The sequence below is a fragment of the Variovorax ureilyticus genome (genome assembly GCF_050632185.1).
GTDB lineage: Bacteria > Pseudomonadota > Gammaproteobacteria > Burkholderiales > Burkholderiaceae_C > Variovorax > Variovorax ureilyticus_A.
Genome location: NZ_CP192579.1, coordinates 447,433 through 463,037, shown reverse-complemented (window position 1 = coordinate 463,037; position 15,605 = coordinate 447,433). Strand labels below are relative to the sequence as shown.

At 68.4% G+C, this 15,605-nt stretch carries 10 protein-coding genes and 3 pseudogenes; 12 read left to right on the top strand and 1 reads right to left on the bottom strand.

The annotated features are described in order from the left end of the window. The first annotated feature begins 131 nt into the window (after positions 1 to 131). The 7 genes and pseudogenes from ACQ858_RS02180 to ACQ858_RS02150 all read left to right on the top strand — a co-directional run bounded on the left by ACQ858_RS02180 (position 132) and on the right by ACQ858_RS02150 (position 9,093). Positions 132 to 674 carry a hypothetical protein gene (locus ACQ858_RS02180; protein ID WP_431275214.1) on the top strand — a complete coding sequence of 181 codons (543 nt, stop codon included), beginning with the start codon at positions 132 to 134 and terminating at the stop codon, positions 672 to 674. Positions 675 to 820: 146 nt separating this feature from the next. Next, positions 821 to 2,185 (top strand): tRNA (N6-isopentenyl adenosine(37)-C2)-methylthiotransferase MiaB, encoded by a 1,365-nt coding sequence (gene miaB / locus ACQ858_RS02175; protein ID WP_431275213.1) that lies wholly within the window; start codon positions 821 to 823, stop codon positions 2,183 to 2,185. Then, positions 2,185 to 3,613: pseudogene (locus ACQ858_RS02170) on the top strand (sensor histidine kinase). Before miaB ends, ACQ858_RS02170 begins: the two are co-directional and overlap by 1 nt. A gap of 30 nt (positions 3,614 to 3,643) precedes the next feature. Further along, positions 3,644 to 4,297, top strand: coding sequence for a hypothetical protein (locus ACQ858_RS02165; RefSeq protein ID WP_431275212.1), 654 nt, complete (start codon positions 3,644 to 3,646; stop codon positions 4,295 to 4,297). 97 nt (positions 4,298 to 4,394) lie between these two features. Further along, positions 4,395 to 5,732, top strand: a complete 1,338-nt coding sequence (locus ACQ858_RS02160; protein ID WP_431275211.1) for a sigma 54-interacting transcriptional regulator — start codon at positions 4,395 to 4,397, stop codon at positions 5,730 to 5,732. Between the two features lie 408 nt (positions 5,733 to 6,140). Beyond that, positions 6,141 to 8,166: pseudogene (gene mdoH, locus ACQ858_RS02155) on the top strand (glucans biosynthesis glucosyltransferase MdoH). A gap of 147 nt (positions 8,167 to 8,313) precedes the next feature. Beyond that, entirely contained in the window at positions 8,314 to 9,093 is a 780-nt protein-coding gene (locus ACQ858_RS02150) for an MBL fold metallo-hydrolase (RefSeq protein ID WP_431275210.1), read from the top strand. An 18-nt stretch (positions 9,094 to 9,111) separates the two neighbouring features. On the opposite strand, the gene ffh is transcribed toward ACQ858_RS02150, so the two are convergent. Then, a complete protein-coding gene (gene ffh, locus ACQ858_RS02145) occupies positions 9,112 to 10,494 on the bottom strand; it encodes a signal recognition particle protein (protein ID WP_431275209.1) in 1,383 nt (460 codons plus the stop codon). Positions 10,495 to 10,625: 131 nt separating this feature from the next. Here ffh and ACQ858_RS02140 point away from each other — a divergent pair, with 131 nt between their 5' ends. From ACQ858_RS02140 to ampD, 5 genes and pseudogenes are all read left to right on the top strand, one after another. Continuing rightward, complete coding sequence (locus ACQ858_RS02140) at positions 10,626 to 11,435, top strand: cytochrome C assembly family protein (RefSeq protein ID WP_431275208.1); 810 nt, start codon at positions 10,626 to 10,628, stop codon at positions 11,433 to 11,435. Next, on the top strand, positions 11,432 to 11,674 hold the full coding sequence (locus ACQ858_RS02135) for a PP0621 family protein (protein ID WP_431275207.1): 243 nt from the start codon (positions 11,432 to 11,434) through the stop codon (positions 11,672 to 11,674). The genes ACQ858_RS02140 and ACQ858_RS02135 overlap by 4 nt, the downstream gene beginning before the upstream one ends. Further along, positions 11,671 to 13,361, top strand: a pseudogene (locus ACQ858_RS02130) (sensor histidine kinase). The gene ACQ858_RS02135 and the pseudogene ACQ858_RS02130 overlap by 4 nt, the downstream one beginning before the upstream one ends. 42 nt (positions 13,362 to 13,403) lie before the next feature. After that, the gene (locus tag ACQ858_RS02125; protein ID WP_431276765.1) at positions 13,404 to 14,894 is read left to right on the top strand and encodes a sigma-54-dependent transcriptional regulator; all 1,491 of its coding nucleotides are present in this window, start codon (positions 13,404 to 13,406) and stop codon (positions 14,892 to 14,894) included. Further along, positions 14,887 to 15,477, top strand: a complete 591-nt coding sequence (ampD, locus tag ACQ858_RS02120; protein WP_431275206.1) for a 1,6-anhydro-N-acetylmuramyl-L-alanine amidase AmpD — start codon at positions 14,887 to 14,889, stop codon at positions 15,475 to 15,477. The genes ACQ858_RS02125 and ampD overlap by 8 nt, the downstream gene beginning before the upstream one ends. The last annotated feature ends 128 nt before the right edge of the window (positions 15,478 to 15,605 follow it).

Genomic DNA, 15,605 nt, shown 5'->3' with positions numbered 1-15,605 from the left:
CACTAGAAGAAATACGACACGTCGGAATTTTCCGGCCGCAGCTATTGGAGCAGCGCACGAGGGAAAGCGCCCCCACCGTCCGTAAAGATAAGTAAAGCGCTCAGGCACAACGGCACATCGGCGGGCCTCGCGTGTGGGGGCCGACCGCTAAAATCGCCGATCCCCAGCCTCTGGATGAACCCCATGAACCGCTGCAAGAAGCTCCTGAATTCCGCCCTGCTGGCCACCCTGGGCGTCATGCTCGCGCCGGCCGCACTCTTCTCCTCCCCGCCGCGGCGCAGACCGCACAGATCCCCAACACCCAGAACGAAGCCGCCAACGGCGGCCGCAACTTCCCCGTGGGCACGCTGCGCGGGCAGTTCATGGTGGTGAACTACCCCCAGATCACGCTCGACGGCCGTGCCGAGAACCTCTCGCCCGGCGCGCGCATCATGAGCGCCAACCGGATGCTGGTGATGCCCGCATCCATTACCGGCCAGAACCTGCTGGTGAACTACACGCGGGACGCGGCCGGACTGGTGCGCGAAGTCTGGATCCTCACACCCGAGGAAGCCGCCACCAAACGCGCGACCGCCGACCGGCCGCTTTTCAATTTCTGGCCCTTCGTGGCCGAGAGCGGTCCGCGCGACGACGGCAAGACCCCGTTCGATCAGCTTCCCCGCTACGGGCAGTAAACAAGCTCGCCCCCAGGCTTGCTCACTGCGTGTAGCCGCCAACCCCCTTCCGGGGGCGGCACCGGCGGCCCGGCGGAGCCAGTTCCACGGTGCCCCGCGCCTTGTCTGCACTCGCAATGACCCTTGCATCTCCCCCGGAGAGCCCCATGACCCGCAAAGTTTTCATCAAGACGTTTGGCTGCCAGATGAACGAGTACGACTCGGACAAGATGGCCGACGTGCTGCACGCCGCCGAGGGCTACGAGCCCACCACGGACGTGGAAGAGGCCGACCTCATTCTTTTCAATACCTGCTCGGTGCGCGAGAAAGCGCAGGAGAAGGTGTTCTCCGACCTCGGCCGCATCAAGCACCTCAAGGCCAAGGGCGTGAAGATCGGCGTCGGCGGTTGTGTCGCGAGCCAGGAGGGCGACGCCATCATCGCCCGCGCGCCCTACGTGGACGTGGTGTTCGGCCCGCAGACGCTGCACCGCCTGCCCGAGATGCTGAGCCAGCGCGAGCGCGAAGGCCGTCCGCAGGTGGACATCAGCTTCCCGGAGATCGAGAAGTTCGACCACCTGCCGCCCGCGCGCGTCGAAGGCGCCACCGCCTTCGTGTCGATCATGGAAGGCTGCTCCAAGTACTGCAGCTACTGCGTGGTGCCCTACACCCGCGGCGAGGAAGTGAACCGGCCGCTGGACGACGTGCTGGTCGAGATCGCGGGTCTCGCCGACCAGGGCGTGCGCGAAGTCACGCTGCTCGGCCAGAACGTGAACGCTTACCGCGGCACCATGGGCGACACCGCCGAGATCGCCGATTTCGCCACGCTGATCGAATACGTCGCCGAGATCCCCGGCATCGAGCGCATCCGCTACACGACGAGCCACCCCAATGAATTCACGCCGCGGCTGATCGAAACCTACGCGCGCGTGCCGAAGCTCGTGAGCCACCTGCACCTGCCGGTGCAGCACGGCAGCGACCGCATCCTCATGGCGATGAAGCGCGGCTACACCGCGATGGAATACAAGAGCACGGTGCGCAAGCTGCGCGCCATCCGCCCCCAGCTCGCGCTCAGCAGCGACTTCATCGTCGGCTTTCCCGGCGAGACCGACGAGGACTTCGCGAAGATGATGAAGCTCATCGACGATCTCGAATTCGACGCCAGCTTCAGCTTCATCTTCAGCCCCCGGCCCGGCACGCCCGCCGCGGCGCTGCACGACGACACGCCGCATTCGGTCAAGCTCGCGCGGCTGCAGCAGCTCCAGTCGGTGATCGACGGCAACGTCAAGCGCTTCGGCGAGGCCCGCGTCGGCACCGTGCAGCGTGTGCTGGTCGAAGGCGCATCACGCAAGAACGCGCGCGAGCTGATGGGCCGCACCGAGTGCAATCGGGTGGTCAACTTCGAAGGCGACGCGCGCCTGGTCGGCCAGATGATCGACCTGCGCATCACGACGTCTCTCGCGTACACCTTGCGAGGAGAGGTCGTGACCACCGAATCGACGCAAGTCGGCCACCCGGCGGTGACTGCCGCCTGATGGCGAAGTCGATGTCCGCGCGCGGCTCGTTCCAGCAGCTGCTGCTTTTCGCGTTCCTTCTCATCACCGCCCTGCTCGTGGGCGTGGCGCTGCGCGCCGTCTTCCAGTACGACGTGCTCATGACGCAGAGCCGCGATGCGGCGGCGCGCGCGCTCACGCTCTCGGGCGCCGCCCAGTCGCTGGCCGAGCGCACCGCCGCCATGGAGCGCGCCGGACGCCAGTCGCTGGTGCTCAACGATGCGGTGCTGCGCCGCCGCTTCGACGACGCGAGCCGCGATGCCAGTGCAGGTGCTGGACCGGCTCACCGCCAACGGCCTCGGCGCCGACGGCCCCCAGAAATGGCGCGAGCAGCTGGAGGTGATCCAGGGCCTGATGAGCGGCGCCCCCGAAACGGCGCTGGCGCGCGAAAGCTCGATGGCGATGCAATTTCGCGACCTCGACGCGCTCAACACCAACATCGCCCAGCAGGCGCAGTTCCTTATCGAGACGCAGAACAACGCACTGGCCGAGCGCATCGAGACCGCGCGCATCCGCCTGATGCGGCTGGTGGTGGCGGCCAGCGCACTGGCCGTCTCGCTGGCGCTGGCCTTCGGCGTGTGGCTCGCACGGCCTTTCAAGCGACTGCAGCGCGCCATCATCGGCCTGGGCGAAAACCGTCTCGACGAACCGATCGACATCCATGGCCCTTCGGACGTGCGCCGTGTCTCGCAGCAGCTCGAATGGCTTCGCCTGCGGCTGACCGAGCTGGACGCCGACAAGGCACGCTTCCTGCGACACGTATCGCATGAACTCAAGACCCCGCTCGCAGCCCTGCGCGAAGGCGTCTCCCTGCTGGAAGACGGCGTGACCGGCCCCCTGAACCCGGCGCAGCGCGAAGTCGCCCAGATCCTGCAGCAGAACACCGTCGCGCTGCAGGGGCAGATCGAAGCGCTGCTGCGCTTCAACGCCGCGGCCTTCGAGGCGCGCGAACTGCGCCGCGAGCGCACCGCGCTGCTCCCGCTGCTCGAGGAGCAGATCGAAGCCCAGCGCCTGCAATGGCAGGCCCAGGGGCTCACGGTGCGCGCCGAGGGCGACCCGATCTCGGTGGTGGTCGACCGCGTGAAGCTCGGCACCGCGATCGCCAACCTGCTCTCGAACGCGATCCGCTTTTCGGCGCGCGGCGGCAACATCACCATGACCGTCTCGGGCACGGCCGACACGGCCGTCATCGAGATCAGCGACGCGGGCCCGGGCATCGCCGAGGGCGACCGCGACCGCATCTTCGAACCCTTCTACCGCGGCGAGCGGCAGCCCCAGCATTCGGTGAAGGGCACGGGCATCGGCCTGTCGATCGTGCAGGAGTACATTGCAGCCCACGGCGGCCGCATCTCGCTGCTGCCGGACGGGCCGGGCGCGCGCTTCCGCATCGAACTGCCGCGTACCGCCTGAAGTCCGCCGCACACGTTCCCTTTCCGATCCATGCCTTCCTCGATCTTCCGCAGGTCCGCCATCGTCGTGACGTTCGTCATGCCGGTGCTGCTGACCGGCTGCGGGGCGCCGCCGCGCAAGCCGCCGCCGGCGCCTGTCGTCGTCCCGGTGCAGCCGCCCCCACCGCCGCCGATCACGCCCGTGGAGGCGGAACCGGTCGCCCCGGCCACGCAGCCGGGCGGCATCTTCTCGCAGCTCGCGCAGGGTCCGGTCGGCGCCATGCTGGCCTACGCCGACAAGGTCCGGCCGCTGGGCCCGCCCGAGCTCGCGAACGAACTCACCCGTCTCGCCGAACTCGCCGAGACGCCGACGACGCAGATGCAGACCTCGCTCGTGCTCGCGCAGACGCGCAACCCGGGCGACCTTGCGCGCGCGCAGAGCCTGCTGCAGAAGGTGGTCACGAATCCGGCGGCCGAAGCCCAGCCGCTGCAGCCCCTCGCACGCACGCTCGTGGCGCGCATCGCGGAACAACGGCGTGTCGAGGAGGATCGAGACAAGCAGGCCCAGCAGCTGCGCGATGCACAACGGCGCATCGATCAGCTCAACGACCGGATCGAAGCGCTGCGAGCCATCGAGCGCAGCTTCGCGCGTCCCAACAACCCGCCGCCGGCCGCACCGGCGGCTCATCCGAAACCCGCACAGTGAACAGCTCGGCACCGCAATCCCCCCGCCACCGTCCGCCACGGGGGCCGGCGAGGGATCGCGCGGCGCTCGCCTCCTGGTCGTCGACGACGACCCGGACATGCTCCGGCTCCTGTCGATGCGCCTGACCGCCGCGGGCTACCAGGTCACTGCCGTGACGTCGGCCGAGTCCGCGCTCACGCAACTGGAGATCGAGCACCCTCAGCTCGTGCTGAGCGACGTGCGGCTGCCCGGCCGCGACGGGCTCGCGCTCTTCGATGAAATCCGCAAGCGACATCCGACCCTGCCCGTGATCCTGCTGACCGCGCACGGCACCATCCCGGACGCGGTGGAAGCCACCTCGCGCGGTGTCTTCTCGTATCTGACCAAGCCTTACGAAGGCCGCGAGCTGCTCGACAAGATCGCGCAGGCGCTCGCGCTCGCCGCGCCGACCGAAGCATCCGGCAAGGGCGGCGACGAAAGCTGGCGCGCCGAGATCGTGAGCCGCAGCAACCGCATGGCCGAGCTGCTCGCCGAAGCGCGCATGGTCGCGAAGTCCGACGCCAGCGTGCTGCTGCGCGGCGACAGCGGCTCGGGCAAGGAACTGCTGGCGCGCGCCATCCACCGCGCGAGCGCCCGGGCCGGGAAGCCCTTCGTGGCGGTGAACTGCGGCGCCATTCCGGAAGCGCTGCTCGAATCCGAGCTGTTCGGCCATGTAAAGGGCGCGTTCACCGATGCGGTGGCGAATCACAAGGGCCTGTTCCAGCAGGCCGACGGCGGCACGCTGCTGCTCGACGAGATCGGCGACATGCCGCCGGCCTTGCAGGTCAAGCTGCTTCGCGTGCTGCAGGAACGCGCGGTGCGGCCCGTGGGGTCGAGCCAGTCCATCGCGGTGGACGTCCGGATCATCTCCGCCACGCACCGCGACCTCGACGCCGCGATGGAAGCCGGGCAGTTCCGCGAGGACCTGTACTACCGCCTCAACGTCGTGACGCTCAGCCTCCCGCCGCTCTCCGCGCGGCGCGAGGACATTCCGCTCCTGGCCAACCACTTTCTGCAGCGCCTGTCGGCCAAGTACGGCAAGCGGCTTTCCGGCTTCGCGCCCGAAGCGCTCAAGGCGCTGACCACGGCGTCGTGGCCCGGCAACGTGCGGCAGCTCTTCAACGTGGTCGAGCAGGTGTGCGCGCTGTCGAGCTCGCCGCTGATCCCGCTCGCACTGGTGCAGCGTGCGCTTCGGGTTCCGAGTGTGGAGGTGCTCACCTACGCCGAAGCCAAGCAGCGCTTCGAGCGCGATTACCTGGTCGGCCTCCTCAAGCTGACCGACGGCAACGTGGCCGACGCCGCCCGCCTCGCGGACCGGAACCGCACGGAGTTCTATCGCCTCCTGCAGAAGCACGAACTGACCCCCGGCCACTTCAAAGCCGAAGGCGTGTCGCCGTCCGGCGAGTCAGGTCGCTGACCAGCGACATAGCTAAGTCCTTGATTTCATTGAAGTTCGACGGTCAGGCTCCGTGGTTTGTCGGGCTTTGGCGACAAATTCGGGGGATTTGAAGCCTTTCAGCGCCCCGGGTCCTCGGCGGACACTGAAAAATCGTCCTAACCCTTTGATTTAAAAGAGGAATCCAGAGCTGGCACAGGGTTTGCCCCTGTACAGGCATGACAGCTCATTCCAGCCCCTCTTTCGCACTGCGTCCGCAGCGCGACGGCCTGCGTCAAAAGCAGTTTTCCCTCTCGCGCCCCCGCGCAGCGGGACATTCGCTGGCAGCTTTCGAGGCATCCAGCGGTGTCGCGCCGGACTGCGTTTTCAAGCGTCTTCCGGCAATCGGCGACACGCCCTCCGTCGAGAAGCAACGGTGGTGAGTCGCGAATGAAGCCCAACGAATTCTCCCAACTGAAGGTCGTGCCCCGCGCGGATTCCCCGCGCCGCGGCCTTCTTCGCGAAGAACGCCATCCCAACTCGGTGACGGCGCCCCCGATCAACCGCGGTTCCATGACGCCCCGCCCGTGGCGCGGCTTCTGGAACAGCATCGGCACCGCGCTCCTGGTCAAGCTCGGCGTCGGCCATGCCGCCAAGGCGGCCGCCGCGCAGAGCAAGGCGAACCGCGCGCCCCGGCAACCGTGGCAGCGCGCCGCGGCCCAGCGTCGCTTCGCCTTCCTGGCGCTCGCGGTGCTGAGCACGGCCATTGCTTCGACGCTGTTCGCCCGCGTCCAGCCCGACTACGACAACCTGTGGCTCGAATACAGCCAGATCGCGCTCTACGGCGTGCTCTCCGGCTGGGTCGTGACCGGCTTCGTGACCGCCCTCATGGGCTTCTATGTCTCGGTGCGCGGTGACAAGCACGCGCTCTCGGCGAAGCAGGTGGCCCACCACCCGATGAACCCCGAGGCGCGGACGGCGATCATCATGCCGATCTGCAATGAGGACGTCGCGACCGTCTTCGCCGGCCTGCGAGCGACCTGCGAATCGGTCGCCGCGACGGGCCACGCGCAACAGTTCGACGTGTTCGTGCTCTCCGACAGCTACACGCCCGGGATCGCTGCCGCCGAGCGCGCCGCCTGGGAAGACCTGCGCGCCGCGCTGGCCCAGAACCACGCGAACAACCCGAACCAGCCCCAGGTCGAGGTCTACTACCGCCTGCGCACACGCCGCACGCACCGCAAGGCCGGCAATGTCGCCGACTTCTGCCGCCGCTGGGGCAAGGACTACCGCTACATGATCGTGCTCGACGCCGACAGCGTCATGAGCGGCGACTGCCTGACCTCGATGGTCAAGCTGATGGAAGCCAACCCCACCGCCGGCATCATCCAGACCGCGACGCAGGCCATCGGCCACGTCACGCTGCATGCCCGCGCACAGCAGTTCGCCTCGCGCATGACCGGCCGCCTGTTCACGCTCGGCATGCAGTTCTGGCAGCTCGGCGAATCGCACTACTGGGGCCACAACGCGATCATCCGCGTCGAGCCCTTCATGGAACATTGCGCGCTCGCGCCCATCCGGGGCACGGGCGGCATGTCGGGCGGCATCATGTCGCACGACTTCGTCGAAGCCGCACTGATGCGCCGCGCCGGCTACCACGTGTGGCTGGTGGCCGACCTCGGTTGGCAGCTACGAACAGCAGCCGCCGGACCTTCTGGCCGAACTCCAGCGCGACCGCCGCTGGTGCCAGGGCAACCTGCAGAACGCGCGCCTGATGGCGGAACCGGGTCTGCACCCGGTCCACCGCGCGATGTTCGTGACGGGCACGATGGCCTACGTGTCGGCGCCGCTCTGGCTGGCTTTCCTCACGCTGGGCACCGCGCTGTGGCTCACCGGCTCGAGCGTGGTGGAACACTGGCTTGCCCTGCCGATGGAACTCGCCGGCCTCTGGATCTGGACGCTGTGCCTGCTGTTCCTGCCGCGCGTGCTCGGTGTGGTGGCCGTGGTGCTGCGCAATGAACAGCGCCATTTCGGCGGCATCGGCGGCCTGCTCAAGAGCGCCGCGCTCGAAAGCGCCCTGGCGATCGTGCAAGCCCCGGTCCGCATGTTGGCCCACTCGCTCTTCGTGGTCGTCGCGCTGACGGGCATCAAGCTCGACTGGAAGTCGCCTCCGCGGGAAGCCGCCGCCGTGCCGTGGCGCGTCGCCGTCCGGCAACTGGCGCCGATGACGCTGGTGATCGCCGCGCTCGCGGTCGGCGTCGCGCTGATCGACGCCAGCGCGCTGACCTGGCTGATGCCGGTGGGCCTGCCGCTCTTGCTGGCGATCCCGCTGACCGTGCTGACCAGCCAGATCGCCCTCGGCAACTCGCTGCGCGATCGTGGCTTCCTGCTGATTCCCGAGGAGTCGCGCTCGCCGGCCGTGCTGCGCCGCGCGTGGATGCATGCGGTGCGGCTGGCCCGACCGACCGCGGCCTGATCCGCTCGACCACGCCCCAAAAGCCCGCGATCGCGGGCTTTTTTCATGGTCGCGAACAATGGCCGGCCACGTGACCTTGATGTGCATCAGACAGGCGGCCCCCGGAACCCCCTATCGTCATGCCCTTTGTCAAGAAGTCGGCGATTGATGTTTGAACCTGTCGAGTTGTACCGCGATGCCCAGCATGTCTGCCTGATGTTCACCGACCTGGTCCGGGGCGAGCAGTCGGTCCAGGCGAATCAGTTCCTCATCGTGGACAACGGCACCGGCGCCGTCCTCGACCCGGGCGGCAACCTGGCGTTCAACGAGCTGTTCCTGGCCATGTCCCGCCACTTCAGTCCGCAGCGGCTGTCCTATCTGGTGGCGTCGCACGCGGACCCGGACATCATCGCTTCGCTCGATCGATGGCTCACGTCCACACCGGCCAAGCTCGTGATCTCCCGGATCTGGGAGCGCTTCGCGCCCCACTTCACCAAGGTCGGCAAGACCGAGGGGCGCATCATCGGCGTTCCGGATTCGGGCGGCAGGCTGCCGCTGGGCGCGAGCGAGTTGTGGCTGCTGCCCGCGCACTTCCTGCACGCCGAGGGCAACTTCCATTTCTACGATCCGGTCAGCCGGATCCTCTTCACCGGCGATCTGGGCGTGTCGATGGTTTCCGGAGGGGAGGCGCGCGAGCCGATCCTCCGCCTCGCCCCGCACATCCCGCGCATGGAAGGCTTCCATCGCCGCTACATGGTGTCCAACAAGGTCCTGCGCCTGTGGTCGGACATGGCGCGGAAACTGGACATTGCGATGCTGGTGCCGCAGCACGGCGCACCGATCGCCGGGCCCGCCATCGCGGAGTTCTTCGACTGGGTCGGCAGCCTTCAGTGCGGCATCGACCTGTTCGACGACCGCCACTACCAGGTGCCGACAGCGCGGCTTTGAGACCGCGCCGTCAGGACATCAGAAGCGCGGCATCCCGCCGCCGCCCATGCCGGGCAGGCCCTTCATGCCGCCCATGCGCTTCATCATCTTCATGAGGCCGCCGCCCTTCATCTTCTTCATCATCCCCTGCATCTGCTCGAACTCGTTGAGCAGCCGGTTCACTTCCTGAACCTGCACGCCCGCACCGGCGGCGATGCGGCGCTTGCGCGTGGCCTTGAGCAGTTCGGGCTTGCGGCGCTCCAGCGGGGTCATGCTGTTGATGATCCCTTCCTTGCGGCGGATGTCGCGCTCGGCGCGGGTCATGTCGGCCTCGGTGGCCTTGGCCGCGAGCTGCGTGGGCAGCTTGTCCATGATGCTCGACAGGCCGCCCATCTGCTTCATCTGCTGAAGCTGCGAAAGGAAGTCGTTGAGGTCGAAGCCCGCGCCGCTCTTCACCTTGGCCGCGAGCTTCTGCGCCGCGGCGACATCGACGCCGGCCGTGACCTGCTCGACCAGCGCGACGATGTCGCCCATGCCGAGAATGCGGCCCGCGTGGCGCTCGGCATCGAAGACCTCGAGGCCGTCGATCTTCTCGCTGACACCCGCGAACTTGATCGGCACGCCGGTCACCTGCCGCACCGACAGCGCCGCGCCGCCGCGCGAGTCGCCGTCGGTCTTGGTCAGGATGATGCCGGTCAGCGGCAGCGCTTCCTTGAAGGCCTTGGCGGTGTTGATCGCGTCCTGGCCCTGCATCGCATCGACCACGAAGAGCGTTTCGACCGGGTTCAGCGCAGCGTGCAGTTCCTTGATTTCCTGCATCAGCACTTCGTCGATCGCAAGACGGCCTGCCGTGTCGACCAGCAGCACATCGAAGAAATGGCGGCGCGCATGGTCGAGCGCGGCGCGTGCGATGTCGAGCGGCTTCTGGTCCGGCGTGCTCGGGAACCACTCGGCGCCGGCCTGCTTCGTCACTGTCTTGAGCTGCTCGATGGCGGCCGGGCGGTAGACGTCGCCCGACACCGTCAGCACCTTCTTCTTGCGCTTCTCGATCAGGTGCTTGGCCAGCTTGGCGGTGGTGGTGGTCTTGCCGGCGCCCTGCAGGCCGGCCATCAGGATCACGGCGGGCGGCTGCGCGGCGAGGTTGATGTCGGCCACGCCCTCGCCCATGGTCGCGGCAAGTTCGCGGTTGACGATGCCGACCAGCGCCTGCCCGGGCTTCAGCGAGCCGAGCACTTCCTGGCCGAGCGCCTTTTCCTTGACGCGGGCGACGAAGTCGCGCACGACGGGCAACGCCACGTCGGCTTCGAGCAGCGCCATGCGCACTTCGCGCAGCATGTCCTGCACGTTGCTTTCGGTGATGCGGGCCTGCCCGCTGACGTGCTTGACGAGGCGGGAGAACTTTTCGGAGAGGGCAGTGGCCATGGACGGACCTGGTTACTAGAGCCGGGGAACACCGCGGAACCGGCTAGGCCGGGCCGCTGGTGTTGCCCCCGGTAGGGGGTGTCAGAGCCACACGAAGTGGGCGAGGCTGGGGGGCGAGCTAAACTCGATCAATGATTTTAGCGATCCCCTCCCCACTCGGCGTGGCATTGGGCATCGCCACCGCGGCCGCCTATGGCATTACCGCCGTAGCGTCTTCCCGGCTCAACCGGACATCCACGCAATGGATGCTGGCGCTGGCGTGGCTGCTGCACGGCAGCACGCTCGTCGAGGGGCTGACCGGCAGCGTCCCACGGTTCAGCTGGGCGCCGGCAATTTCGGTGACCGCATGGCTGGTGCTCACGGTGTATGGCCTCGAAAGCCGCCTGTATCCGCAGCTCACGGTGCGCCGGGCGCTGGCCGCTCTGGGCGCGGCCGCCGTCCTGCTCGCGGCGCTCTTTCCGGGAACGCCGCTGCATGTGTCGGCCTCGCCCTGGCTGCCCCTGCACCTGGCGCTGGGCATTGCCTCGTACGGCCTGTTCGGCGCCGCCGTCGTCCACGCCTGGCTCATGACGCGCGCCGAAAGGCAGATCCGCCTCGCGGCCGAATCGCACAGCGGCGTGCCGCTGCTCACGATGGAGCGATTGACCTTCCGCTTCGTCGCCGCGGGCTTCGTGCTGCTGTCGGCCACGCTGCTGGCGGGCATCTTCTTCAGCGAGACGCTCTACGGCGCCGCCGTCCGTGCGTGGAGGTGGGATCACAAGACCGTCTTTTCGATCCTCGCATGGATCACCTTCGCCGTCTTGCTGATCGGCCGCGCGCGCTTCGGCTGGCGCGGCCGAACCGCAAGGCGCGTGCTGTACGCCGGTTCGGCATTGCTGCTGCTCGCCTACGTCGGATCGCGCTTCGTCCTCGAGGTCGTCCTGTCCCGCACGCCAGTATGAAATACCTCCTGGTCCTCGCCGTCGTCTTCATTGCCATCTGGCTCTGGCGCAAAGGCCGGCAGGAGGAACTTCGCTCGCGCCCGCCGCCGCCTCCCCGTCCCGCCGTCGGGGCGCCGACGGAGATGGTCCGCTGCGCCCACTGCGGATTGCACCTTCCGGCAACGGACGCGGTGCGCGGCGACGCCGGCCGGATCTATTGCAGCGCGGCCCACCGCAAGGCCGCCGAAGAGCGGGGATGACTTCGTCCCTCTGGTCACGTGGCGACCCGGCGACGGACTGGAGTTCGCTCGAGAAATTCATCAGCGCCCAGAGCCCGGCGCAGTCGCGGCTCTGGCGCGGCTTCATGGCGGCGCGCTGCTTCGTCGCGGCGGTACTGCTGCTGTTGCAGGGCGTCGGACTGGCGCTCGGGCAGTCGACGAACGTGTCGGCGATTGCGCTCTCGTCGGCCTACGTCGTTGCCGTTCTGCTCGCCGCGCGCTATGCCCCCTCAGACCGATGCGTGGCCTCGGCGGAGCCTGGCTCTACACGATCGGCATCGACCTCGTCACCTACACCGCGCTGCAGGTGATGCAGGTGGGCGGCATCAACTACACGCCGCTGTTCGCGCTGCCGGTGCTGATGGGCGCGGTGCTCGGCACCAGCACGGTCGGGCTCGGCACGACCGCGGTCGCCACGCTGCTGCTGCTCGGCCATGCCGGCTGGTACTCGCTGGAGCAGCCTGCAGACACTTCGCCGCGCGTCGTCCAGGCGGCGCTGTCCGGTACCGGCCTGTTCGTGGTGGCGTTGATCGCTCACGAGCTGGCCCGGCGCCTCACGCGCGAGGAAGCGATGGCGCAGCGCAGTCGAAGCGCCGCGCAGATGCACGCGCTGCTCAACGACCTGGTGATCGAGACGCTCAGCGAAGGCGTGCTGGTGATCGACGCGCAGGGACAGGTGCATGCCGCCAACCCAGCCGCGAACGAGATCCTCGGCCAGGGCCTCGCCCAGATTCCGCTGCCCTTCGCGCTGGGCGCGTTCCCCGCATGGGTTCCGCTCGCCGCACTCGCACGGCAGACCTTCGCGCGGCGATCGCCGCAGGCGCGCGAGATCCCGATCGCGCAGTCGCAGGGCACGCCGCGCGAGGTCCGCGTACGCACGCGCCTCACGCAGTCCCGGGACACGCTCACCGAAAGTCTCTGCGTGATGTTCCTGCAGGACCTTCGCGAACTCGAAGCGCGCATCCGCACCGAGAAGCTGGCGGCCATGGGGCGGATGTCCGCCGCCGTCGCCCACGAGATCCGCAACCCGCTGGCCGCGATCACGCAGGCCAGCGCGTTGCTGAGCGAAGACCTCGTCGACCCGGCGCATCGCCAGCTCACCACGATGGTCCAGCAGAACGCGCAGCGCCTTTCGCGCATCGTCGACGACGTACTCGACGTGGCGCGCGCCCGGCAGCAGCGCGTGCTGCCGCTGGCCGAGCAGGTGAGCCTCGATCCGACCGTGCGCACGCTCGCGGAAGAGTGGGTGCTGCACTCGCATCGGCAGGGCGTGCTGCTCTCGCTCGACGCGCCGGGCTGTGACGTCCGCTTCGACGTCGAGCACCTGCGCCGTATCCTCGTGAACCTGCTTGACAATGCGGCGCGCTATGCGGGCGATCGCGAAGGCTCGATCCAGGTCAGCACGCGCCTCAGTCCCGCAGGCCGCGCGAGCCTGCAGGTCTGGAGCGACGGCGCACCGCTCGAACCAGCGGTGCAGCGCCACCTCTTCGAACCCTTCTTCTCGTCGGAGAGCCGCTCGAGCGGCCTCGGTCTCTTCCTCTGCCGCGAGCTGTGCGAGCGCCACGGCGCCACGATCGGCTACGAGCGAAGGGCCCTCTCGCCGGGCGGCAGCGAAGGCAACGAGTTCTTCGTCGCATTTGCCCCGGCCGAAAACCGGCTGACACAATAGGGCCGTGAGCATCCCCACCCCTCCGCATCGCGCCCCGCGCAGATCCTGGTCGTCGACGACGAGCCCGACCTGCGCACGCTCTACGAGCTGACGCTGCTGCGCGAGGGCTACCGCGTCGAAGCGGCCGGAAGCGTCTCCGAGGCATGGCAGCACCTCGATGCCGGGCGGTTCGACGCAGTGATCACCGACATGCGGCTGCCCGACGGCCTCGGCATGCAGATCCTCCAGCGCATCCAGCAGGACCAGCGCAGCGAGCGCTGCGTCGTCATGACCGCATACGGCTCGGCCGAAAACGCGGTCGAGGCGCTCAAGGCCGGCGCCTTCGACTACCTCACCAAGCCGGTCGACCTGAAGCAGTTCCGCTCGGTGGTGGCATCGGCCGTGCACGCACCGCCGCAGACGGCGGCGCCCACGAAACCTCCGCGTCCCGCGGGGACTGCCGAGCCGGTCGAGGAAACCGGCAGGGCGACGCCCGCCATCGGCGCCACTGGCGCAGCGGCGCTCGAACGGCTGGTCGGCGAGTCCGAACCCATGCGGCTCGTGAAGGCGCGCATCGCCAAGGTCGCGCGCGGCATGGCGCCGGTGCTGGTGCGCGGCGAGTCCGGCACCGGCAAGGAACTGGTGGCGCGCGCGGTGCATGCCTGCAGCCAGCGCAGCGATGGGCCCTTCGTGGCGGTGAACTGCGGTGCGATTCCCGAGAACCTGCTCGAAGCCGAATTCTTCGGCGCGCGCAAAGGCTCCTACACTGGCTCCGCGCACGACCGCGACGGCTACTTCCAGGCGGCGCGCGGCGGCACGCTCTTCCTCGACGAGATCGGCGACCTGCCGCTTCCGATGCAATCGAAGCTGCTGCGGGCGATCCAGGAACGCAGCGTGCGGCCCATCGGCTCGACGCAGGAAGACGCGGTGGACGTCCGCATCGTGAGCGCCACGCACAAGGACCTTCACGCGGAGGTCCAGGCCGGCCGCTTCCGGCAGGATCTTTTCTATCGCCTCAACGTGATCGAGATCGCGGTGCCGGCGCTGCGCGACCGCCGCGAGGATCTGCCGGCGCTCTGCCATGCGCTGCTCGGCCGCATCGCGCGCGACGCGGGCATGCCGGCACCCACCCTCTCGGCCGAGGTGCTTCAGCAGTTGGGCGAGCATCCCCTGCATGGCAACGTCCGTGAACTCGAGAACCTCCTGCACCGTGCGGTGGCCCTCAGCGAAGGGGACGTGCTCCACGTCGATCTGATGGGGACGACCAGCGCGCCCGTGCCGCTCGAGCCGGTAGCACCGGTGCCGCCGGCACCCGCGGTCACGCCGGCCGCACCTGCTCGCGCACCGGCCATGGTGCCGCCCGACCTGCAAAGCTACCTCGACGAGCAGGAGCGACAGATCCTCGTGCGTGCGCTGCAGGAAACCGGCTTCAACCGCACCGCCGCCGCCGCGCGGCTGGGCCTGAGCCTGCGCCAGATCCGTTACCGCATCGCGCGCCTCGGCATCACGACGCCCAACGGCGACGACGCCAACGGTCCCGGCGGCGATGAGTGATCCGGCACACGGCCTCTGGCAGTCCGGCTGGTATCGCTTCGCGCGTCCCCTGCCTTCGCCCAATTTCGGACCGAGGCCCGCGGGCGCGCAGGTCGACCTGATCGTCGTGCATTCGATCAGCCTCCCGCCCGGCCAGTACGGCGGCGACGAGGTGCAGCAGCTCTTCACGAACCGCCTCGACTGGGACGCACATCCCTATTTCGACAAGATCCGCGGCCTCGAAGTCTCGGCGCATTTCTATGTGAGGCGCAACGGCGAGCTCTGGCAGTTCGTGAGCTGCGACGACCGGGCCTGGCACGCGGGCGCCTCGTCATGGCGTGGACGCTCGAACTGCAACGACGACTCGATCGGGATCGAGCTCGAAGGGCTCGAAGGCGAGACCTTCGAAAGCGCACAGTACGAAACCCTCGCGAGCCTGTGCGCCGCTATCGCGCAGGCCTATCCGACGGCCTTCGTCGCGGGCCACGAGCACATCGCACCGGGCCGCAAGCGGGATCCCGGACCGGGCTTCGACTGGCGCCTCTTGTGCGAGCAACTGGGCTGGGACCGGGCGATGTTCCCGGCCACCACGCCGGGCCCCTGAAGATTTTTTCAATCGCGCCGCACGGGGCGATGTGCCCATGCTGCGCCACGACAACCCCGCGATCGGCAAGTCGCAAGCGCAGCAACCATGCGCTTTTCAGGCCCAAATCCGCCGCAAACGCCCATGGA